The following is a 20,555-nucleotide window of genomic DNA, read 5'->3' on the forward strand; positions in this document are numbered from 1 at the left end:
GCTTACGATTCAGGCCCTGATTTGCGCATTCGGTGCGCGAATCAGGGCCTTTGCCGTGCTGGCAGCTATTCTTGCGTGCAGCGTTCTTCGCCGCGGAAGCCGGAACCCACCCGGGGATGCCGGGTGGGTCCGCAAGCTGCGTTCAAGGCAAGCCGCTCTTCGCGCTCAGGGCTGCTGCGCCGCGATCTGTTCCAGGGCTTCGCAGGTGAACACCTGGTAGCCCAGGTCCTGGTGGTAGCCGTGGATCTCTCTGGTATCGAGCCGGTCCATGTAATCCAGAATGCACAGGGTAATGACCTGGCCGGGGACCAGCACCGGGAATCCCGGCGGGTACGGGGTGACGAATACCGCCGACACGACGCGTTCTCCGTTCACCAGCTGGGTGCGGATCTGCGCGGAGGACAGGAAATGCGTCGCCGGGTCCTGGTAGGTCAGGTAGTAGGCCGAGCGCATGTCCCCGCTTCCACCGCCTCCTGCGAATTCAGGAGCGAAGGCGCTGAAGTCCGGCAAGGGAATCTGTTCGGCCGCAGGCTTCTTGCCCAGTGCCAGCACTCTCCCATCCAGCCGGCGTTTGCGGTCCAGTTCCTCGGCGATCTTCACCAGCACCTCGATCAGGTGCGCCACGGCCGAACGGGTGGTGCCGATATTGGTCATCAGCAGCACCGAGGTGCGGCTGGTCTTGTTGACCTGGATCGAATGCCCATCCATCAGGTATTCGTGCTTGAAGGTGTCCCCGTCCACGCCGGTGCGGCTGATGTCCAGGGTCAGGCGCGAGGGGTCGACCACGAACTCGTCTTCCGCCCAGGCTTCGTCCCAGGCTGCCAGCCCGTCGCGCACCGGGTTCTGCGTGGTGGACTGGCGGTACTTCTGCGGGATCAGGTCCGTCGAATGCAGGATCTTGAAATACTTGCCCAGCAGCTCGTTGCGCGCCATGGCCCGCGAAATCGACTGCGCCAAATCGACCTGGCGCTGCACCAGCGCGTAGCCTTCCAGCTCCGCCTGACGGCGGCCGATATCCAGCGAAGCGAGGATCTGGTAGTTCGGCGAGGTGGAGGTGTGGGTCATGTAGGCCTCGCGGAAGGCGTTGAGGTTGCGCACCGCGAAATCCTGGTCGTAGATGTGGATCATCGAGCCCTGGCGCAAGGAGGTCAGGGTCTTATGCGTGGACTGCGTGGAGTACACCCGCAAGCGGACCTGCTCCGGATCCGGAATCAACCGGGTCTCCAGCCAGGCCTGGTCATTCTCCGGGTGCTCCACGGTGCCCGGTGATGGAAGGGCCGCACGCTGCGCGGCGTAGCGCTGGTGGTAATCCGCGGTCTCCAGCTGCTTTTCGAGCACGGCCGCCACGGTCATGGCGGTGCGCTGGCGGTACACCGGGTGGAATCCTGCGAAGGCGAACCAGGCCTCGTCCCAGAGGAACACCAAATCCGGCTTGATGGCCAGGCATTCTTCCATCACCCGGCGCGGGTCGTAGATGATCCCGTCGAAGGTGCAGTTGGTCAAGGTCAGCATCTTGACCTTGTGCAGCAGGCCCTCGCGGCGCAGCTGCAGCAGCCGTCCCTTGATCTCCTCCAGCGGCACCGCCCCGTACATCGAATGCTCGTTGAGCGGGTAGGCCTCCAGGTAGCTGACGTTCGCCCCGGCGAGCACCAGCGAGTAGTGGTGGGACTTGTGGCAGTTACGGTCCACCAGCACGATGTCCCCCGGAGCGAGAATCGACTGGTGCACGATCTTGTTGGCGGTCGAAGTGCCATTGGTGACGAAGTAGGTGCGGTGGCTGCCAAAAGCCCGGGCCGCCAGCTCGTGGGCCTTCTTGATGGAGCTTTGCGGGTCCAAGAGGGAATCGAGCCCGCCGGAGGTGGCCGAGGTTTCGGCCAGCAGCAGGTTCTTGCCATAGAAGTCCACCAGGTCCCTGGCCCAGGGAGAGTTCTGCACCGAACCTGCGCGGGAAATCGGCATGGCGTGGAAGACCCCGCCAGGCCGCTTGGCGTACTTCTGCAGGGCGTTGAAGAACGGGGTCTGGTAGCGTTCGAGCACTTCCGAGACAATCGACAGGTGCAGGTCCATCCGGTCATTGCGCGAGAAGATCCGGCGGAAACGCCCGGTGATCTCGTGGGCAATGGATTCCAGGGCGACCCCGGCGATCAGGTACACCGGGACTTCGGGGCGCAGTTCATCGAGGATGTTTTCCAGATCCAGCAGGCCCTGGATCTGCCTGGTGGATTGGAAATAGCCTTCCATCCGCCGGGCAATGAAATTCTTGAGCGTCGAGGATAGCCGGCGGCGCGTGCGCACATCAAAGCGGGCGGTGAGCACGACGGACTGGATGCCGGGATTGATCAGGATCGCGGCCAAGGCATCTTCCACGCTGGGCACCACCACGAAGTTGTAGTGGAACGGATCGGTGCGCTGGCGCTGTTCGGCGATTTCTTCCTTGAAGAGCTCAATCTCCTCCGCCGGGCCATTATCCACCAGCAGGATTTCCACCATCGGTGCCTGCACCCTGGCGTTGCCAGGTGCACCGTTACCCAGCTGGGATGGATCCTGTTCCGCCTCGTCATGGCCTTCAAGGTCAATGTACTGGGTCAGCGTCCTGAAGGTCTGGTTCGCCTGGTAGACCAGCTTCATCGCATCTTCGTACTGCCCGCCGGACATGAGCCGGGAAACCTCGTTGAAGTATTCGATGCCGGGATTCGCCCAGTACGGTTCTATGGCTGCCAGCAGCCCCAGCAACCGGCCGGCTTCCAGCTCATGCTCCGTGCGGCGGTCTTCCTCCTGGTATTCAGAAGAGATCTCGCTGAGCACATAGCCCAAGTGCTCCCACGCGTCCTTGCGTTTGCGCCACGCGCTTTCAGGCGTAGCCGTTCCCTGGTTCGTCCCGTAGGTCAACCTCTTGCTCACGGTTGCCGGTATTCCTTTCACCCCTGCAGCGTTAACTGGTTGTTAACAGCGCGAGCGAAGCCATGCCGCTCGGTATCGTGAGACTATGCCACTTCCGAAGCGGTTCCGAACCCTTGAGGCGATATTACGCATTATTATCGCCTTACGGCGAAGTGTTCACCTGCCGTTCACCTTCCTGGGCCCAGCGGCGAACAGCGGCCAAAGACGAGTTGGACTCCAGTTGAATTCTGGTGCTGCACGACGCGGTTTCCTGATCTGGTTCAGCTACTGATCAGCCGCCCACCGCGTTTGCGGGCGCTAACCACCAGAGAGGCCTTAACTTGCAGCATCGAGTTCCCCCAGGCGCTGTGGGAAATGAAGTCATAGAGCTCGGCCTGGTTGGCCACCGTCACGTCGACCACCAACTGGCAATCCCCGGCCACGGCCGCTGCATAGCGAACTTCCGGTCGGGTGGCGAGTCGCTGGCCCAATTTTTCGACTTGGGATGGCGTCGTCGAAACCCAGAGCAATGCCTCGACCGGCAACCCCACGGCCAGGGGCTCAACCAGGGCGCGAATGGCGATCTGCCCGGTGGATAGGAGCCAATCGATCCGCCGCGCAACAGAGGTCTCGCTCATCGCCACCCGGCGGGCAATCGACTCGAAGCTGGCTCTGCCGTCATCGTGCAAAGCATCGATGATCTGCTCGTCCTTGGAGTTGAGGTTCGGCTGGATGCGCCAGCTCGTGACATCCGGGTCCTTTTGCAAGGCAAGCTCTTCTGCGGGCTTCAAGGATCCCAGGCGCCACCCGCGGATCGTCTTGAAGTACTTCAACACCGGATACACGACAATCGACGAGACCCCCGGCGTAGCAGGCAGTTCCAGCGAGAGCACTTCGGTCACATCTCCGTTGTAGTGCATTTCCACGACGAGATCCTCCCGGCCAGTGACCTGGTAGGAAAAGCTGGTATCCGGCCGGGAAGACAAGGATTCACTGGCAATCCGCCCGGTGCCCGGGGCGCAAGTGCACGCGATCAGCAGCGAATGCTCGCGGTGGCGGATCGCCGCAACCGTAACCAGCCCATTCTCCAGCAGCCACGCGCCATGGCGGGCGACCGAGCGTTCAGGCAGGTCAAGCACGGCAGCTATCTTCCGCCAGGTGGCTCGCCCGTCCACTTGGAGGGCGGCAATGATGCGGCGTTGCACCGTGCTCAGCTCGATCATCCGTTCCTCTGTTCTAGTCATCCAGCGGCGTCCCGCACCTCCTGGTTGGCCGTTTTCGGCCGGCCAATCGATGCATACTTCAGCGCGCGCCGGCCAGGCAGCTGCGCGGCATCTGTCGCCGCAAGCTGCGCAAGCGCCGTGGACACTGCCGCTCCGACTTCCAGCGAGAAGCGCTTCGGAGCGGTGGTCACATCATACTCCTCGGGGACGATCACCTGTACTATCCCCGCACGTCGCAGCGAGTATGCATCGGTTTTCTGGGCATAAGCCAACGGTGCGGCGTGCTCCGTGTCCCGGTACATGATCGCGCTGGCTCCCTCCGGCGGCAACGGGGAGAGCCAGGAGTTTGCTGCGGCTATGGAGATATCAGCCGGCAGCAAGGCCAGTGCGCCGCCTCCGGTGCCCTGGCCCAGCAGCAGCGAAACGCTCGGAACGCCAATGCCCACCAAGGTGCTCAGCGAGCGGGCAATCTGCCCGGCCATGCCGCCTTCCTCGGCCTCACGGCTCAGCGCCGCTCCTTCGGTGTCGATCACGGTGAGCATCGCTATGCCCAGATTCTGTGCCAGCAGCGCCCCCCTCCGGGCTTCGCGCAGGAAGGCAGGCCCCAGCGGATCGAGGTTTTCGGAGTGGTCTATCCGCGACCGGTCCTGGCCGATGACCACCGCCGGCTGGCCCCCGAAGCGCGCGAGCGCCAGGTACATACGCGGATCACTTTCCCCTTCGGCGCTCCCGGAAAGCTGCAACGCATCGCTGGCGGCGTACTTGATGACGTGGCGCACCGAGGGGCGTCGGGATTTGCGCGTGGCGAGTATGGCATCCCACACCTGGGATTCGGTGAGTCTCCGGTCATCTGCCAAGGGGTAGCCGGCAATCGAGTCGATCGGATCTCCCGGGGCGATGATTGCCAGCACCCGGTTGACCAGCCCGCCCAGCTCATGGACCGGGACCACGGCGTCGATCAGGCCGTGCTTCTGGAGATTCTCGGAGACTTGCACTCCCTGCGGGAAGGGTTTGCCGTAGATGGTCTCGTACACGCGCGGACCAAGGAATCCCAGCAGGGCACCGGGCTGGGCGATGGTGATGTGCCCGGTGGATCCCCACGACGCCATGACCCCTCCGGTGGTGGGATGCCGCAGGTACACCAGGTATGGCAACCCGGCAGCAGAATGCGCCCTAACCGCGGCCGTGATGTGCACCATCGACACGAACGCAGGGGTTCCCTCCTGCATCCGGGTTCCGCCCGAGGCCGGGGAAGCCAGTACCGGCAGTCCTAATGCGGCGGCTTTTTCGAATGCCGAAGCAATCCTGCGGGAGGTGCCCTGGCCTATTGATCCGGCCAGGAATCCGAATTCGGAGAGGACGACGGCCACTTCCCGGCCATTGATTGTGCCGGAGCCGGTTAGCACAGCTTCGTCGGCCCCCGAACGACGCGCCGCTTCTTCCAGCTGGGTCCGGTAGGCGTCATCGGCAAATGAATAATCCGCCGGCTCATCCCAGCTCTCGTAGCTGCCCGCATCGAGCACCTGGTCGATCATGTGCTGTGCACTGATGTGCTCGATTTTCTCCTGCACCATACTCAACGCACCGCCTGCTGCGCGCGGGTCTTGAGCCATTCCCGGATCCGCTGCTCGTCTTGGTTAAGCAGTGGCGGAGCGGAGTGCCCGGTCCGGGTGACTTCCTTGCCGCCCTCGAAGAACCGCAGCGGCGCGCCTGGGAGGGTCAGCTCCCCTAGCAACGGGTGCTGGACATTCAATGCCAGGCCTTGCGAGCGCACCTGGTCCCATTCGTACACCTCATCCAGGGTTCTGACGATGCCGGCAGGGACGCCGGCTTCACCGAGCATTTCCAGCAGCTGGCTGGTACCGTGGCGCATGAACTTTTCTTCGATGGCTTCGATGAGCTCGTCACGCCGTTCGACGCGATGCTCATTGGTTTCGAACCCCTCGGTTGGCAGCTGGAATGCCGCCACCAGTGAATCCCAGAGCTTCGGGCTGCCCACGCTAATTTGCACAAAGCCATCGGCGCTGCGGAACAGTCCATAGGGCGCGATGGATGGATGGTGGTTGCCCTGGGCGCGCGGAACCTGTCCTGCAACCGTGCTGCGGGTGCCCTGAAAGGCATGCACTCCGATGATCGATGCGAGCAGCGAGGTGCGCACATGCTGGCCTCTGCCCGTGCGCTCGCGTTCCAGCAGGGCCGCCAGCACGCCGTAGGATCCGTACATCCCGGCCAGCAGGTCTCCGATGGGAACGCCGACTTTCTGCGGGTCCTCCGGTCCGGAACCGGTCAGCGACATCAGCCCGGCCTCGCCCTGCAGAATCTGGTCGTATCCGCTGCGCCAGGCTTCAGGGCCGTCATGGCCGAAGCCGGAAATCGAGAGGGTCACGAGCTTTCCGTTAATCATCTGCAGGGCTGCATCGTCGAAGCCGAGCCGGTCCAACACTCCGGGGCGGAAATTCTCTACCAGGACATCGGCCTGCGTCAGCAGGCTGCGCAGGGTCTGGATTCCGTCGGGGCTCTTCAGATCCAGGGCAATGGATTCCTTGTTGCGGTTGCACGAGAGGAAATAGGTCGATTGGCGGTCCTCCTCCGGCCCGACGAAGGGCGGACCCCAGCCTCGGGTGTCATCGCCGCCCTGGATATTTTCCACCTTGATTACTCGGGCTCCCAGATCGCCAAGCATCATCGTGGCATGCGGTCCAGCCAAGGCCCGCGACAAGTCGATGACGGTGTACCCGGACAGCGGTCCGGTGCTGTGCTGTTCCTTGTTCATATTTGCCTCTCTAGAATTCCGGTATCAGGCGCTGGCGGTCTTGACTGCATTGACGGCCACCGACTGCGGATCAGTGGCCAGAACCGGCATCACGTCCGCGAAGCGGTTCTGCTCCTCGTAGCCGGCAGCCCAATTGAGCAGCTGGGCGTCCTTGTAGTGATTCGCCGCCAGCTGCCATCCCACCGGAAGCCCGGACTCGGTGAAGCCTCCTGGCATGGCGATGACCGGCAGGCTCGTGGCCGAGAGCAGGCAGGCAGATCGCATCCAGTCCAGATAGGTCTCGGCGCGGGTTCCAGCGATTTGCTCAGGCCAGCGCTGCGCTGCGTCGAAGGGCAAGACCTGGGTTGCCGGGGAGAGGAACAGATCGTAGCGCGAGAAGTAGCGCTGAACTGCTCGTTCCAGCCGGGTTCGGGCCGCCATCGTCGAAATCATGACTTCTCCGTCGAGGTCCGTCCCCTTCTTGACATTCCAGAGGACCTCGGGCTTGATCAGCGAGCCGTGGCTCCGCACTAGTCCGCCAAGATTAGTGGCGAAATCGAAGGCCCTGGTGTTGCCGAAGACTTCGTCGGCATCGGTAAAGTCAATGCACGCCTCTTCGACAATTGCGCCAGCGGCCTCGAAAACCGAGAGTTGGCGATGCAATACCTCTACGACCTCGCGCTCGATCGGAACACCGATCCCGAAATCGAAGCTATAGCCGATGCGGACTCCGCGCAATTCTGGTTCGGGAGTGCCGAAATCGCTGGCTGAGAGCTTGTTCGGGGTCGGAAGCCTGTCGTCACCTGCGCTGGCTCGCATGAACAGCGCGATATCCTCCACCGTGCGTGCGATCGGTCCCGAACGGGCCAGCCAGGAGTAGGCATTGGATTCCGCCTCCAGCGGGATGACCCCGTAGGAGGGCCGGAAACCAATGACATTGCAGAAACTGGCCGGAATGCGCAGCGAACCGCCCATGTCTGAGCCGTCACCGAGCGGCTGGATCCTAGCGGCGACCGCGGCGGCTACGCCGCCTGAGGAGCCTCCGGCCGATCGATCCACCGCATAGGGATTCGTCGTGGTGCCGAACAATTCATTGAAGGTATGCGATCCGGCTCCGAATTCCGGGACATTGGTCTTCCCCGTCCTGATCGCGCCTGCTGCTGCCAGTCGGGCGATCTGCAAGTCGTCCTGCTCTGGGACGTTGTCCTTTAATGCCAGCGACCCCTGGGTGGACAGCAAGCCGGCGGTGTTGAACGTGTCCTTGTGCGTCATCGGCAGACCGTGGAGCACTCCAGTCGGCTCGTTTCCCGCCGTGGCTTCATCGGCCTTAGCAGCGAGGATTCGCGCGCGTTCGAAATCCGTGATGACCACGGCGTTGATTTGGGCGTTAACTTCATCGATTGCCTGGATATGGCTCTCCAAGGCCTCACGCGCCGACAACTCGCGCTTGCGGATCTTTGCCGTGAGCTCCGTGGCGCTCAATTGCTGGATCTCGTTCATGGCCGTGCCTTTCTAAAGGATGACTGCATTGCGATATGTGTCACAATCTTCCGCCTACGTTGACCGCAAATGGAATACTCCTCAAGAAAACTCGCCATTTTGGGGGATCTCGCCATAAATATGGCTAATTCCGACATTCCTTGCCGAAGGCCTCCAATAGGAGGAACCTTGAATTCAATGAGACCGGCATCACATCATGCTGGTGAATATCGAAGGAGTTCCGATGCATTTCCCCCTTGCAGCCGGCGATCCAGTTTCAACTGACATCTGGGCCGTCACCAACAGCCCTTTCCTGTGGTTCTGCGCTCTGGGCGTCTTCGCCGTGATCTTCGTCCAGACCATTCTCTATGTCCGTGCTGCCAAGGCCGCAGCACCCCATGTCGATATGCCCGTCCGCGAAGTCAAGGAAGCCTTCCGTGCCGGTGCCGTCGCCTCGATCGGGCCATCCCTCTCGGTGGTGCTGGTCGCCATCGCATTACTGGCTCTGTTCGGAACGCCAGCCGTTCTTGTCCGCATCGGGCTGATCGGCTCGGCCTCCACGGAAACGGCCAGCGCCAACTTGGCAGCCCAATCCATGGGCTCGATGCTCGGCGGGGATACCTACACCCAACAAGTTTTCGCCGTGGCCTTCATGGCCATGAGCCTATCGGGAGGCATGTGGATGCTCTGCACCTTGCTGCTGACCCCGGTCCTGAAACGCGGCGGCAAGTCCTTGGCCAAGCGCAACCCAGCGGCCATGGCCCTGATCCCCACCGCAGCCCTGCTCGGAGCGTTCAGCATGCTGACCATCGCCGAAATTCCCAAGTCCAGCATCCACATGACGCTGGTGCTGATCTCGGCAGCCTCCATGGCTTTGTTCCTCTTCTTGGCCAAAGTGCTCCAAGCCAAATGGCTCAAGGAATGGGCCTTGGGATTCGCGATCCTGATCTCGATCACCGCCGGCTACCTGATGCACACCGCATAGCGAATTAGAAAGGACAGAACCCATGAGCTCACCAGCAATGACCACTGCGGACGCCTCGATGGCCCGCTTCGAGCAGCAGACCACACGCTACGGTTCACTGACCATGACAGCCGGCTTGATCCTCTCGCTGCTCGGCCCGATCTACCTCGTATTCTTCACGGACCTCGACATCAGCCCTTCGATGATCTGGGTCGCCTTCGCCGCCGTTGCGGCCACCTTCGGAATTTTCTGGTTTGTCGAACCACTGACTTATTTCCCGATCCTGGGTTCGGCAGCTATGTACCAGGCCTTCATGATCGGCAATATCTCCAACAAGCTGCTGCCTGCCGCCATCGTGGCCCAGTCCGCGATCAACGCCAAGCCCGGCACCAGGCGCGGCGATCTGGCCTCGGTGATGGCCATCGGCGGCGCGGCCACCGTCCACCTGACCAGCCTGCTGGTCTTCGTGGGGATCTTCGGGTCCTGGCTGGTCTCGATCATTCCAAACGACATGATCGAGGTAGCCCGAATCTACATCTTGCCCTCCCTGATGGGAGCGGTACTTGTCCAGGCCATCGTCGCCATGAAGCAGGTTCGCCCGACCATAGTTGCCATCGTGCTGTCGCTGACCATGTATTTCGTGGTCATCCCGCTGGTTCCATCCTTGGCCCTGTTCGGCACAGCCCTGGTTGTGCTCTTCTCCATCATCGTTTCGTGGATCGTGCGCGATCGCAAAGCAGTCCACACGCCCGTTGCTGACTAAAGGAGTCACTTTGAATACCCAACCCGCTGGCGCATTGCAAACCGTCCTGACTGGCGAGCAAGCCGAGCTTATGCACGAAATGTATCGCCACCTGCATGCCAATCCCGAACTGTCAATGCAGGAACGCGCGACCGCCGCTTATATCGGCAAGCAACTCGACACCATGGGAATCGAGAACTTCGTCTGCGGCGGTACCGGCGTCGTCGGCATCCAACGCAATGGCGAGGGGCCTGTGGTAGGGTTCCGCGCCGATACCGATGGCCTGCCCATCGCGGAAGATACCGGAGCCAGTTATGCTTCGGAAGCTCGCGGCCAGCTGGCCGATGGCACTGACGTCCCGGTCATGCACGGATGCGGTCACGACACCCATGTCACCGCGGCGCTGACCGCCGCTGCCCGGCTCGCCGAGCAGACGGGGGCGTGGAACGGAACCATCGTGTGGATTTTCCAGCCCGGCGAGGAAACCAGCGCTGGTGCCAGGGCCATGCTCGAAGACGGACTGTGGGACAAGGCCCCGGTACCCTCGGTCATCCTCGGCCAGCATGTCTTTCCTTTCGCCGCGGGCTCGGTGGGCCTGACCAGCGGCCCCGCCATGGCAATGGCTGATTCGCTGAAGGTGACGCTGCACGGCAAGCAGTCCCACGGCTCACAGCCGCAAGACTCCATCGACCCGATCGTCCAGGGCGCGCACACGATCACGCGCCTGCAGAGCCTGGTTTCGCGGGAATTGCACCCTCAGACTCCTGCGGTGCTCACCTGCGGCTCGTTCCACGCCGGGTTGAAGGAGAACATCATCCCGGATCGCGCCGAATTCACCTTGAACATCAGGACCTTCGATGAGCAGACCCGCACCCAAATCCTGGATGGGGTCTCACGCATAGTGAGCGCCGAAGCCGCCGCGTCGAATGCTCCGGCACCTGAGATCGAAACGCTGAATTCCTTCCCCAAGCTGCACAATGATCCGGGCCACACCGAGCAGGTCAAGGAGGCTTTGAGCCGGGAACTCGGGGAAGGCAAAGTTGTCGACCTGCCCGCTGCCATGGGATCCGAGGATTTCGGGGCTCTGGGAGATGAGATTTCGGTGCCGTACGTCTACTGGTTCTTCGGCGGGTTCCTGCCCCGTGACGAGGCGCCACCGGTGAACCACTCGCCGTATTTCCTGCCTGATTACGAGCTTTCCCTGGCAACAGGGGTTCGCGCCGCGCTGGCGGGCCTGGGGCATTACCTGGCCAGGTAGCGGACTCCGGTTCCCAAGTCGATCGCGCCGCCGGCGGCATGCCAAGGCCCGGGTGGAGGAACACTCCTTCCGCCCGGGCCTTCGGAATGTTCTTGCCGGTTTGGCTAGAGCCGGGTACGCCCATCGAGGTAGGCGCCGAGCACCTGCAGCACACCGTGCTCGAGGTTGGAAGGCGCGGTGAAGTTCGCGGCTTCTGCCACCACCGGATGCGCATTGGCCATGGCGAAGGAGTAGGTGGCGGCCTTGATCATTTCCAGATCATTGGGGTAGTCGCCGAAAACTGCCGTTTCATCCGCGCTGATTCCCAGCTTGTCCTGCAAGGCTGCCAGGGCCAGTCCCTTGTGCACGCCATGGTTCATGGCATCCACCCAGTGGCTGCCGGAGATCACCACCTGCAGCGGCACCTGCAGCGCTGCCGCCATTTCCTGCACGGCGCCGGTGCCGACGTTGACGGCCATCTTGATGATCTCGTCCTCGACCTGGGCCAGGTCTTCAACCACCTGCACGGCGCGGTAGTACGGGGCCACGGCGTTGGCGAACTGCTCATCGGCGCGCTCCACATAGGCGGTGCGGCGTCCGCACAGCACCAATCCGGCATCCAGCGCCGCTTGCCCGCGCACGGCCTGGATGACGGCGGCTACCGATGGCGGGTCGATGATGTTGGAGTAGATCTCGTTCTCGCCGTGCATCACGACGGTCCCGTTCTCGGCAATGATCGCGATCTCCCCCAAGGGGGCGAACTGCTCGCGCAGGGTCGCGAACTGGCGCCCGGAAGCTGGCACGAACTTGATGCCGCGGGCCTGGAGCTTGTCGATCACAGCCCACGATGCCTCGGGGATCTTGCCTTCGCCGTCCAGGAAAGTGCCGTCCATGTCAACGGCGACGAGCTTGATCTGGGCCTTCGGGTCAATCGTATGCATAGGTTCCTAGTTGCCGGGTTTCAGCGCGCGGTGCGCAGCGCCCAAGACCCCGGCGGCGTTGTTGAATTGGGCAGGCACGATCCTGGCTCGCAGTTCCAGCTGCGGCAGGAACTTTTCGTGGTCTTCCGAGATCGCTCCGCCGATGATGATCAAATCCGGGCTGCACAGGAATTCCACGTGGGACAGGTAGCGTTGCAGGCGGGCGATGTACTGCTCCCAGCTGAGGTTTTCCTCGTGCATGACTCGCGCGGCGGCCTTGCTCTCGGCATTGAATCCGTCGATTTCGAGGTGGCCGAATTCGACATTCGGGAAGAGCACGCCGTCGCGGAAGAAGGCCGAGCCGATGCCCGTGCCCAGGGTCAGCAGCAAGGTGCTGCCCTTGACCGGCTTGCCATGTTCGGCTCCGGCACCCGCGTAGACCTCGGCCACGCCGGCGGCATCCGCGTCGTTGAGCACAAAGACGTCGCGGCCCAGGATCGCACTGAAGGTGGCGGTGACGTCCAAGCCGATCCAGGCCTTGTCGATATTGGCCGCCGAGTGCACGACGCCGTCGATGACGATGCCAGGCACGGTGACGCCAGCGGGGATTCCTGCCAGCTCGTCGCCGGTGAGCTCCTGCAGGTCGGCAACGATGCCCGCCATCACCTGGGCGACAGCATCCGGATGCGCGCCCTCAGGGGTAGCTGCCTTGCTGAAGGTGCTCTCAACAAGCTTGCCGTCGGTTCCAACCAATCCGTACTTGATCGACGAGCCGCCCAGATCAAGCCCGATGGCAGCGAACTGCGACGTGGATGCCGATGCGTCAGATGGTGCCATCAGTGGTCTCCCCGGTGAAGCAAATAAAATTTTAAGGACTCTTTACAATATATAGCTTGGATCACTTTGGTCAACGTACCCGGTAGTTTTCCCATAAGTTGGCCAAGGCCAGCTCCCGGGCGCCGGCCAAAGCGCCGCGTGCCGCGGCCTCGGTTCCCAAGGTGGAAAGCTGAACATGAACCGGTTTGGGCAGCAAGCTGTTCAGTTCGCTTTCCAGCGCCGCGCACAATTGAGGCGTGAGCCCCGGGCCGATGGCCACCACTCGCTGCGGATCGACGAAGCCGATCAGGTTGGCCAGGACACGGCCGAACGGGGACAGGAAGGCTGGCCAGTTCCGTTCATCGGCCAGTTTTTCCCAGAGCACGCGGGTCTGGAACATCCCGGCCTCGCCGAGCGCATCGCGCAGGTTCGCGGTGCCTACCAGCTGGGTCTCCAGCTCGCCGGCGGTGCCGTGCTTGCCGCGGTGCAGCGCACCGTCGATGACCAGGCCTGCGCCCAGGCCGGAACCGATGTAGATCATCATCAAGGAACCGGCCAGCTCCCCGGCTTCGGCCAGGGCCATCCAATTCACGTCGTTATCCAGCAGCACCGGAACCCCGCCGGCGAACTGGCCGGCAAGGTTGGCCCCGGAGGAAGGGAAAATCGGGGTGGCCAGGACTCGCAGCCCGCCATCGCGTTGCACCGGGGCTGACTGGCTCACGGCCCCGGCCAGCAATGGGGAGCCGAGCTCAGCGGCCACGCGGGAGATCTCGCGGGCTCCCATTTGCTCTACCTGCGCGGCGGTGGTTTGCGCCGTCAGCGGGTAGAAGCGGTCCACCAGCGTCTTTCCGGCCAAGTCGGTGGCGCGGACCTGCAGGAATTCTGCCTGCAGGCACAGTGCCAGCAGGTGGCCGAAGCCGCTGTCCAGCGCATAGTGCTCGGGAACGCGGCCGCGCTTGGGCTCGTTGTCCCGCTCGATGGCCGAGGCCAGGCCGTTCTCCTGCAGGCGCGAGATCGCCTGCGATGCGGTGGGCTTGGAGATCCCCAGATCCGCAGCGATCTGGGTACGGGTCGCCGGGGCTTGGCAAAGGTAATCGAATACCCGGATGTCAGTCAGCGTTGCCAGGGCACGGGGCCCCGCAGTGGAATCAGTCACCCACCAATCCTACTGGCCTTCTGCCCTGATTTCAGGGCAGCAGAACTTGGCGCACCGACCGTCCCTCGGCTAGTGCATCCAGGGCGTCGTTGACCTCGGCCAGCGGCCTGGTTTCCACGAGTTTCTCCACAGGGAGCTTGCCGGAGCGCCAGAGCTGCTCGTAGTAGGGAATATCCTTCTTCGGCAGGGCAGAACCCATGTAGCTGCCGATGATCGTGCGTGCTCCTGCGGTCAGGCCCAGGGGCTCGATGCTGCTCATCGCGCCCGGAGCCGGAAGCCCCACGGTCACCAGGGTTCCGCCCACGCCGGTGGCCTGCAAGGCGGTTTCGAAGGCACGCGGATGCCCCGCGGCCTCGATCACGATTTCGGCGGTGCGCTGCCCCAGGGCCTGCGGCGTGAAGGCTTCATCGGCGCCCAATGCCAGCGCGGTGGCCAGCTTGTCCTCATTGGCGTCAACGGCCAGGATCCTGCCGGTGCTCCTTTGCCCCGCGGCCACCAGCAAGGCGGCCATGCCTACCCCGCCCAGGCCGACGATGGCAACATCCTGGGCGCCGGTTGCCCCGGCGGCATTGCGCAGTGCACCGCCGCCGGTGAGCACCGCGCAGCCCAGCACCGCGGCCACTTCAGCAGGAACATCCGCGCCCACCGGGATGAGGCTGCGCGCATCCATTACCGCGTAGTCGGCAAAGGCCGAGACACCGAGGTGGTGATGGACCGGCTGGCCGTCGAGGGCCAACCGGCGAGCGCCGGTCAGCAGGGTCCCGGCGCCATTGGACGCGGTGCCGGCGCTGCACGGCAGCTTGCCGCCCTTGGCGCAGGCTTCGCATTTCTCGCAGCGCGGCAGGAAGACCGAGATCACCTGCTGGCCGATGTCCAGATCCACCCCATCACCCACCTGCTCGACGATGCCTGCTGACTCATGGCCCAGCACCATCGGCAGCGGACGCGGCCGGTTCCCGTCGATCACCGACAAGTCCGAATGGCACAGTCCGGCCGCGGTGATGCGCACCAGCACTTCGCCGGGCCCGGGCTCTTCGAGCTGCAGCTGGCGCATCGCCAGCGGCCGGTGCTTGGCATAGGGCCGCTGGTTCTCCCGGCGCTCAAGCACCGCGGCATGGATCCGGCGCATGCTCAGCCCGCGGTTGGCTGGTTGGCCTCGGCCGACTCCGGGTTCCACCCGCGCACGGCACCATCTGGCAACAAGTTCTTCACGATCAGCGAGCAGTCCTTGTCCCCCAGCCCCTGCTCGATCAGTTCGTCGAAGTGCTCGCGGGCCAAGCTGGCTGCCGGCAGCTGCACCCCGGTGCTTGCGCCCGCGTCCAGGGCCAGCCCGATGTCCTTGCGGGCCAAGTCGGTGCGGAAGGTGGCCTCGAAGTTGTTGTTCGCCGCGGCGGTATCGATGATGCCCGGCACCGGATACCAGGTCTGCTGCGCCCAGGAGCGTCCCGAGGAGACCGAGGCGATCTGCCAGAAGACTTCCGGGTCCAGGCCCAGGGCCTCGGCCAGCTGGGAGCCTTCGGCGCTGGCCATCAGGTCGATGAACAGCATCATGTTGTTGCATATCTTGGCGGCAATGCCCATGGAGGGGCCCCCGGCGACGATGGTCTTCCCGCTCATCGGGGCGATGAATCCGGTGGCCTGCTCCATCAGTTCCGGTGCCCCGCCGAGCATGAAGGCCAGGGTTCCGGCCGCGGCCCCGGAGATGCCGCCGGAAACCGGCGCATCGACGAAGTGCAGGCCGCGCTGCGCGGAGCCCGCGTGGATGTAGCGGGAAGTTTCGATGTCCACCGTGGAGGAATCCAGCAGCAGCATGTCCTTGCTGGCGTTGGCCCAGATGCCGGCGCCGCCCTCATAGACCGCGCGCACGTGCGCTCCCTTGGGCAGCATGGTGAACACGGCGTCGGCCTGGTCCATGGCTTCGGCGATCGATCCGGCTATCTGGACTCCGCCGTCGGCCGCGGCGGCGCAGGCCTGCTCGTCCAGGTCGTAGCCGCGCACGGTGTGCCCTGCGGCCACCAGATTCGCGGTCATCGGTCCGCCCATGTTGCCCAGGCCAATCCATGCGTACGTGCTCATCTGCACACCCCTCGTCCTTGAGTATTGTCCTTGTCAGGCCAGCGTAGGGTGCGCGGCGTGCCAGACTCAATGCACTGGGGCACGCCAATTGCGCAGGCCTAGTGTGCGCTAGCGCACACGAGGCATGGCAGACTGTGGACCATGGACCGTCAGATCGATTACCGCCATCTCGAATCCCTCATTGCCCTGCTGACCGTTGCGCGCCTGGGCCGCTACACCGCCGCCGCGAATGTTCTCGGGGTGAACCACTCGACGATTTCCCGTCGCATCGACGCACTGCAAAAAGCCATGGGCGGCCACCTGCTCACGCGCTCTCCCAACGGCTGGGAACTGACGGACCTGGGGCGCCGGGCCATGTCCAGCGCGGAAGCCATCGAGCAGGCCGTGGAAGCCATCGGCTCCCAGAAGGAGACCGGTGCATTGGCCGGCCATGTGCGCGTCGCCGCTCCCGACGCCTTCAGCGCCCACCTGGCGGCTCCGGCCCTGGCAAAGCTCCAGCTAAAGCATCCGCAACTGGTCTTCGAGATCGTTTCGGAAACCACCCGTGCACGGCAGACGCGGACCGGCATGGATTTGGAGATTGTCATTGGCGAACCCAGCGTCCGCAAGGCGGCCTCCACAAAACTCCTGGATTACGAGCTGCGGCTCTACGCCACGGCCGAATACCTGGAAGCCCACGGCACCCCGGCACAGGTTGCCGACCTGGCCGGGCATAGCCTGAACTACTACATCGACACCGCGCTGACGGTGGACAAGCTCGACGAGGCCACCGGCGCCTTGCCGCCAATGCACCGCGCGATTTCCTCCACCAGCATCGCGGTGCAATATGCGGCCACCATGAACCATGCAGGCATCGGCTTGCTCCCCACTTTCCTCTCGGAGCACTACCCGAATATGGTTCCGGTGCTCCATGACCAGTTCACCTACCAGTCCGAGTACTGGCTGGTGGGACGCGAAGAAGCCTTGCGCAGCCGCGCGGTCCAGGAAACGGTGCGCGCGCTCAATGATGCAGCCACCGCCGGCGACTGGTTCATCCCGCCATTCCCGGCGTACAACTTGTCCTCCGGCTAGGCGCCGTTCACCGTGGCCCGGCGGATTCCCAGTCCACGATGGCTTGCAGCAGCTGCGCCACTGATCGGGCGCTGTCCAGCCGGAGCACCGGGCGGACTTCGTTCTCCAGCCAGGCCTCATGGCGGGCGCGGCTGCGTCCGCTGAAGTCCGGGTCATCGTAGCCAGCTGCCCACGCCATGAATTGTTCCAGGGCTCCGAGTTCCAGGGATTGCCCGCTCAGGCGCTGCTTCTCGCGTTCTGCAAGACGGCGCAGGCGCACTTGGGGATCCAGCGTCAGGAAAACGAAGGCATCGCATTGCGACAGGACTTCTTCTCCCCATCCCTGCACTGATCCGGACAGTACCCAGGCTTTGCGCGGAACGAAGACCTGGTTCATGAGCATGGTTCGGGCAGCCGGCGCACGCTGCTCGCGGTATGGAGGATCGGTGGGAACCCAGAAGTAGTCGTCGCTATCGGCATGCGGCACGGACCAGGCATCGGCCACGGCGCGCGCGAGGGTCGTGGTGCCACTGCCGCTGGCACCGAAGATATGCAGCCTGCACCGCTTCATCCAGAGCCCCGAGGGCAACCTTGGCTACTTTTCATTATTCTTCTTGCTGCTCCGGCGCCGCCCGTATGAAGCGCAAGCGGCAACGAAGCCAATACCGAACAGGAACGCCAACAGGTACTCGATTCCCATCTGCCCGTGCACCTCGCAATCGCATCATGCTGGGGACGGTGATTTCCACCGAACCCCGCCCTTCTTGGCTGCCAGACTCGCAGATCGGCAACGGCGGCGCAAGCCGATGGCCCGCCCGCAGGCCACTGAACACGCCCAAGGCCAGCCCCGTCCGTGGAGCTGGCCTTCGGCGTCGTGCTGGATCTTGCGGCTTACTTCTGCATCTTCAGTTCATCGCGGGCGGCATTTTCGCCGTTCACTGCCAGCCGGTCCGCCTCGTCGATCTCGCCGAGGTCCAGCCCCTTGGTTTCCTTCATGAAGAACACCGCCACCAGGGTGACCAGGGCGGCGAACACAATGTAGCCGGCCACCGGAACCCAGGATCCGTAGACTTTGAGCAGGAAGGTGGCGATGATCGGGGCCATGGACCCGGCCACGATCGAGGTGACCTGGTAGCCCAGCGAAACGCCCGAGTAGCGCATGCGGGTCGGGAACATCTCGGCCATGATGGCCGGCTGCCCGGCGTACATCAGCGCGTGCACACCCAAGCCCAGCACGATGGTGGCCAGGATGACCGCATCGTTGGCGGTATTGAACAGCGGGAAGGCCGCCACGCCCCAGACGGCCATGAGCACCACGCCGGTGGCGTAGACCGGGCGGCGGCCGAGGGTGTCGGTGAAACGGCCGACGATCGGCACCAGGATCGCGTGGATCACGTGGGCAATGAGCATCAGGCCAAGGATCGTGGAGGTGTCCATGTCCAGCTGGGTGGCCATGTAGGTGATGGAGAAGGTCACCACCATGTAGTACATGATGTTCTCCCCGAAGCGCAGGCCCATGGCGGTGAACACCCCGCGCGGGTAGCGCTTGAAGACTTCGCCCACGCCGTAGCCGGCAGCCGCGTTCTGCTCCAGCTCAGCCTTGGCCTCCTTGAAGATCGGGGCATCGGAAACGCGGGTGCGGATGTAGTAGCCGACGACCACGATCACCACCGAGAGCCAGAAGCCGATGCGCCAGCCCCACGCCAGGAAGGCCGCTTCGCTCAGCGTTGCCGAGAGCACCAGCAGCACCACGGTGGCCAGCAGGTTGCCCACCGGCACTGCGGCCTGCGGCCAGGAGGACCAGAAGCCGCGTTCCTTGTTCGGCGCGTGCTCGGCCACCAGCAGCACCGCGCCTCCCCATTCCCCGCCCACGGCGAAGCCCTGGGCGAAGCGCAGCACGATCAGCAGGATCGGTGCGGCATAGCCGATGGAGTCGAAGGTGGGCAGGCAGCCCATCAGGAAGGTGGTTGCGCCGACCAGCACGATCGCCACCTGCAGCAGGTGCTTGCGTCCGTACTTGTCGCCGAAGTGGCCGAAGACGATGCCGCCGATGGGGCGGGCAATGAAACCGACCGCGTAGGTCAGGAAGGCCTTGATGATGTTATCCAGATCGTTGCCGGTATCCGGGAAGAAGATCTTGTTGAAGACCAGGGTTGCCGCGGTCGCGTAGAGGAAGAATTCATACCATTCGACGACGGTGCCAGCCATGGAGGCTGCTACGACCCGGCGCAATCCCTTGCGCTCGGCCTTCGATGACGTTTCGCTTGCCACTGTGCGTTCCTTCCGCCCACGCCAGTCCCCCCTTTGGAACCGGCTTCATCAGCGAGTATGGCCTAGATCACATCGCGAAAGATAGGCGAAACGAGGCATAGTGGGAGGCGGATTCTGCACATTCAGCGTGCATTTTTGCACACGCAGCGGCGGCTGCATGAAAGGTCGAGGATGATGGCTTGGGAAAACCCCGTGCACCAGGTGGCGTTGCGAGGCGTGCGCATGGATGCGCAAACCCGCTGCGCCCACTACCACTCTTTGTTCGATGTGATCGCGCTGAAGCACGACTGCTGCGCCACCTTCTACCCCTGCCACCTATGCCATGGCGAACTGGCCGATCACGAGGCAACGCCGTGGCCGGCGGACCGGTTCGATGAACCCGCCGTGCTTTGCGGGGTCTGCAGCACGCAGCTGAGCCCGGCGAAGTACCTCGATGCCAGTTCCTGCCCGAACTGCCAGGCCCTGTTCAATCCCGGCTGCAAATTGCATCTGGACTTGTACTTCGAGATGAAGCCAGCCAGCTAGTCCCAGGGCAGTTCGTTCTCTTGTGCAGGCTGCTGCGGGATCACCAGCACCGGACGATGCTGCTTGTGGGCCAGCGCCACGGCGATCGACCCGTCCATCAGCTGGGCCATCTTGCTGCGGATCCCCGGACGGCGGGTGCCGACGACGATCATCTGCGCATCGAGCTGCTCGGCTACCGCAGCCAGCACCTTGGCAGGGTCGCCGGCCACGGTGTAGCTCTCGAGCTCGACGCCGGTAATCACCGAAGTGATTTCCCAGGCGAGCTCCTCGGAAACCGGGCTGGCCGAAGCCAGCAGGTCGCCCTCGGACAGCTTGTCGGCAATCAGGCGTCCGGAATCAGCGTGGATGCACACCAATCGTGCATCCAGCCCGCGTGCCAGGGCACCGGCCGCCGCCAAGACCGCCGGGGACATGCCCGATTCCACGCCCATGACCATAGTGCTCATCAGCTCTACCCGCTTCCC

General features: G+C 63.7%; 18 protein-coding genes. 5 read left to right on the forward strand and 13 right to left on the reverse strand.

From position 1 onward, the window contains the following. Positions 1-165: 165 nt before the first annotated feature. The 5 genes from EDF61_RS16910 to EDF61_RS16930 all read right to left on the reverse strand — a co-directional run bounded on the left by EDF61_RS16910 (position 166) and on the right by EDF61_RS16930 (position 8,355). Complete coding sequence (locus EDF61_RS16910) at positions 166-2,901, reverse strand: aminotransferase class I/II-fold pyridoxal phosphate-dependent enzyme (RefSeq protein WP_133834895.1); 2,736 nt, start codon at positions 2,899-2,901, stop codon at positions 166-168. A 260-nt stretch (positions 2,902-3,161) separates the two neighbouring features. Continuing rightward, the gene (locus EDF61_RS16915) at positions 3,162-4,124 is read right to left on the reverse strand and encodes an Lrp/AsnC family transcriptional regulator (protein ID WP_286134385.1); all 963 of its coding nucleotides are present in this window, start codon (positions 4,122-4,124) and stop codon (positions 3,162-3,164) included. Then, positions 4,121-5,677 carry a carboxyl transferase domain-containing protein gene (locus tag EDF61_RS16920; protein ID WP_133834896.1) on the reverse strand — a complete coding sequence of 519 codons (1,557 nt, stop codon included), beginning with the start codon at positions 5,675-5,677 and terminating at the stop codon, positions 4,121-4,123. The genes EDF61_RS16915 and EDF61_RS16920 overlap by 4 nt, the downstream gene beginning before the upstream one ends. Before the next feature lie 2 nt (positions 5,678-5,679). Continuing rightward, a complete protein-coding gene (locus tag EDF61_RS16925; RefSeq protein WP_133834897.1) occupies positions 5,680-6,876 on the reverse strand; it encodes a CaiB/BaiF CoA transferase family protein in 1,197 nt (398 codons plus the stop codon). A 24-nt stretch (positions 6,877-6,900) separates the two neighbouring features. Next, positions 6,901-8,355 (reverse strand): amidase, encoded by a 1,455-nt coding sequence (locus EDF61_RS16930; protein ID WP_133834898.1) that lies wholly within the window; start codon positions 8,353-8,355, stop codon positions 6,901-6,903. Between the two features lie 223 nt (positions 8,356-8,578). Between EDF61_RS16930 and EDF61_RS16935 the strand changes: the two genes are divergently transcribed. The 3 genes from EDF61_RS16935 to EDF61_RS16945 all read left to right on the forward strand — a co-directional run bounded on the left by EDF61_RS16935 (position 8,579) and on the right by EDF61_RS16945 (position 11,298). Next, positions 8,579-9,319 carry a DUF5058 family protein gene (locus EDF61_RS16935; RefSeq protein ID WP_133834899.1) on the forward strand — a complete coding sequence of 247 codons (741 nt, stop codon included), beginning with the start codon at positions 8,579-8,581 and terminating at the stop codon, positions 9,317-9,319. Between the two features lie 22 nt (positions 9,320-9,341). Beyond that, entirely contained in the window at positions 9,342-10,061 is a 720-nt protein-coding gene (locus EDF61_RS16940) for a hypothetical protein (RefSeq protein WP_105658885.1), read from the forward strand. Between the two features lie 70 nt (positions 10,062-10,131). Beyond that, the gene (locus EDF61_RS16945; protein ID WP_105658906.1) at positions 10,132-11,298 is read left to right on the forward strand and encodes an amidohydrolase; all 1,167 of its coding nucleotides are present in this window, start codon (positions 10,132-10,134) and stop codon (positions 11,296-11,298) included. Positions 11,299-11,402: 104 nt separating this feature from the next. Here EDF61_RS16945 and EDF61_RS16950 read toward each other — a convergent pair whose 3' ends face one another. From EDF61_RS16950 to mmsB, 5 genes are all read right to left on the reverse strand, one after another. After that, positions 11,403-12,218 (reverse strand): Cof-type HAD-IIB family hydrolase, encoded by an 816-nt coding sequence (locus EDF61_RS16950; RefSeq protein WP_133834900.1) that lies wholly within the window; start codon positions 12,216-12,218, stop codon positions 11,403-11,405. A gap of 6 nt (positions 12,219-12,224) precedes the next feature. Then, positions 12,225-13,034 carry a polyphosphate--glucose phosphotransferase gene (gene ppgK / locus EDF61_RS16955; RefSeq protein WP_105658887.1) on the reverse strand — a complete coding sequence of 270 codons (810 nt, stop codon included), beginning with the start codon at positions 13,032-13,034 and terminating at the stop codon, positions 12,225-12,227. A gap of 70 nt (positions 13,035-13,104) precedes the next feature. Beyond that, positions 13,105-14,169, reverse strand: a complete 1,065-nt coding sequence (locus EDF61_RS16960; RefSeq protein WP_105658888.1) for an ROK family transcriptional regulator — start codon at positions 14,167-14,169, stop codon at positions 13,105-13,107. Between the two features lie 31 nt (positions 14,170-14,200). Continuing rightward, positions 14,201-15,298 carry an alcohol dehydrogenase catalytic domain-containing protein gene (locus EDF61_RS16965; protein ID WP_133834921.1) on the reverse strand — a complete coding sequence of 366 codons (1,098 nt, stop codon included), beginning with the start codon at positions 15,296-15,298 and terminating at the stop codon, positions 14,201-14,203. A 2-nt stretch (positions 15,299-15,300) separates the two neighbouring features. After that, positions 15,301-16,245, reverse strand: coding sequence for a 3-hydroxyisobutyrate dehydrogenase (mmsB, locus tag EDF61_RS16970; protein WP_133834901.1), 945 nt, complete (start codon positions 16,243-16,245; stop codon positions 15,301-15,303). 141 nt (positions 16,246-16,386) lie between these two features. On the opposite strand from mmsB, the gene EDF61_RS16975 reads away from it, so the two are divergent. After that, positions 16,387-17,316, forward strand: a complete 930-nt coding sequence (locus EDF61_RS16975) for a LysR family transcriptional regulator (protein ID WP_133834902.1) — start codon at positions 16,387-16,389, stop codon at positions 17,314-17,316. Between the two features lie 7 nt (positions 17,317-17,323). Here the strand turns inward: EDF61_RS16975 and EDF61_RS16980 are convergent, their stop codons facing one another. Both EDF61_RS16980 and EDF61_RS16985 read right to left on the reverse strand, forming a co-directional pair. Further along, the gene (locus EDF61_RS16980; protein ID WP_133834903.1) at positions 17,324-17,866 is read right to left on the reverse strand and encodes a P-loop NTPase family protein; all 543 of its coding nucleotides are present in this window, start codon (positions 17,864-17,866) and stop codon (positions 17,324-17,326) included. A gap of 320 nt (positions 17,867-18,186) precedes the next feature. Further along, entirely contained in the window at positions 18,187-19,566 is a 1,380-nt protein-coding gene (locus tag EDF61_RS16985; protein WP_133834904.1) for an MFS transporter, read from the reverse strand. A gap of 174 nt (positions 19,567-19,740) precedes the next feature. On the opposite strand from EDF61_RS16985, the gene EDF61_RS16990 reads away from it, so the two are divergent. Then, positions 19,741-20,091, forward strand: a complete 351-nt coding sequence (locus EDF61_RS16990) for a CHY zinc finger protein (protein WP_286172321.1) — start codon at positions 19,741-19,743, stop codon at positions 20,089-20,091. Here the strand turns inward: EDF61_RS16990 and EDF61_RS16995 are convergent. Continuing rightward, a complete protein-coding gene (locus EDF61_RS16995; RefSeq protein WP_133834905.1) occupies positions 20,088-20,537 on the reverse strand; it encodes a universal stress protein in 450 nt (149 codons plus the stop codon). The two genes, EDF61_RS16990 and EDF61_RS16995, sit on opposite strands and share 4 nt — an antisense overlap. Positions 20,538-20,555 lie beyond the last annotated feature (18 nt).

The organism is Arthrobacter sp. JUb115 (assembly GCF_004365035.1).
GTDB lineage: Bacteria > Actinomycetota > Actinomycetes > Actinomycetales > Micrococcaceae > Glutamicibacter.

Coding starts and splice junctions, on each gene's coding strand:
- EDF61_RS16915 (WP_286134385.1), bottom strand. CDS start 4,124: ATGACTAGAACAGAGGAACGGATGATCGAGCTGAGCACGGTGCAACGC.
- EDF61_RS16920 (WP_133834896.1), bottom strand. CDS start 5,677: ATGGTGCAGGAGAAAATCGAGCACATCAGTGCACAGCACATGATCGAC.
- EDF61_RS16925 (WP_133834897.1), bottom strand. CDS start 6,876: ATGAACAAGGAACAGCACAGCACCGGACCGCTGTCCGGGTACACCGTC.
- EDF61_RS16930 (WP_133834898.1), bottom strand. CDS start 8,355: ATGAACGAGATCCAGCAATTGAGCGCCACGGAGCTCACGGCAAAGATC.
- EDF61_RS16935 (WP_133834899.1), top strand. CDS start 8,579: ATGCATTTCCCCCTTGCAGCCGGCGATCCAGTTTCAACTGACATCTGG.
- EDF61_RS16940 (WP_105658885.1), top strand. CDS start 9,342: ATGAGCTCACCAGCAATGACCACTGCGGACGCCTCGATGGCCCGCTTC.
- EDF61_RS16945 (WP_105658906.1), top strand. CDS start 10,132: ATGCACGAAATGTATCGCCACCTGCATGCCAATCCCGAACTGTCAATG.
- EDF61_RS16950 (WP_133834900.1), bottom strand. CDS start 12,218: ATGCATACGATTGACCCGAAGGCCCAGATCAAGCTCGTCGCCGTTGAC.
- ppgK (WP_105658887.1), bottom strand. CDS start 13,034: ATGGCACCATCTGACGCATCGGCATCCACGTCGCAGTTCGCTGCCATC.
- EDF61_RS16965 (WP_133834921.1), bottom strand. CDS start 15,298: ATGCGCCGGATCCATGCCGCGGTGCTTGAGCGCCGGGAGAACCAGCGG.
- mmsB (WP_133834901.1), bottom strand. CDS start 16,245: ATGAGCACGTACGCATGGATTGGCCTGGGCAACATGGGCGGACCGATG.
- EDF61_RS16975 (WP_133834902.1), top strand. CDS start 16,387: ATGGACCGTCAGATCGATTACCGCCATCTCGAATCCCTCATTGCCCTG.
- EDF61_RS16980 (WP_133834903.1), bottom strand. CDS start 17,866: ATGAAGCGGTGCAGGCTGCATATCTTCGGTGCCAGCGGCAGTGGCACC.
- EDF61_RS16990 (WP_286172321.1), top strand. CDS start 19,741: ATGGCTTGGGAAAACCCCGTGCACCAGGTGGCGTTGCGAGGCGTGCGC.
- EDF61_RS16995 (WP_133834905.1), bottom strand. CDS start 20,537: ATGAGCACTATGGTCATGGGCGTGGAATCGGGCATGTCCCCGGCGGTC.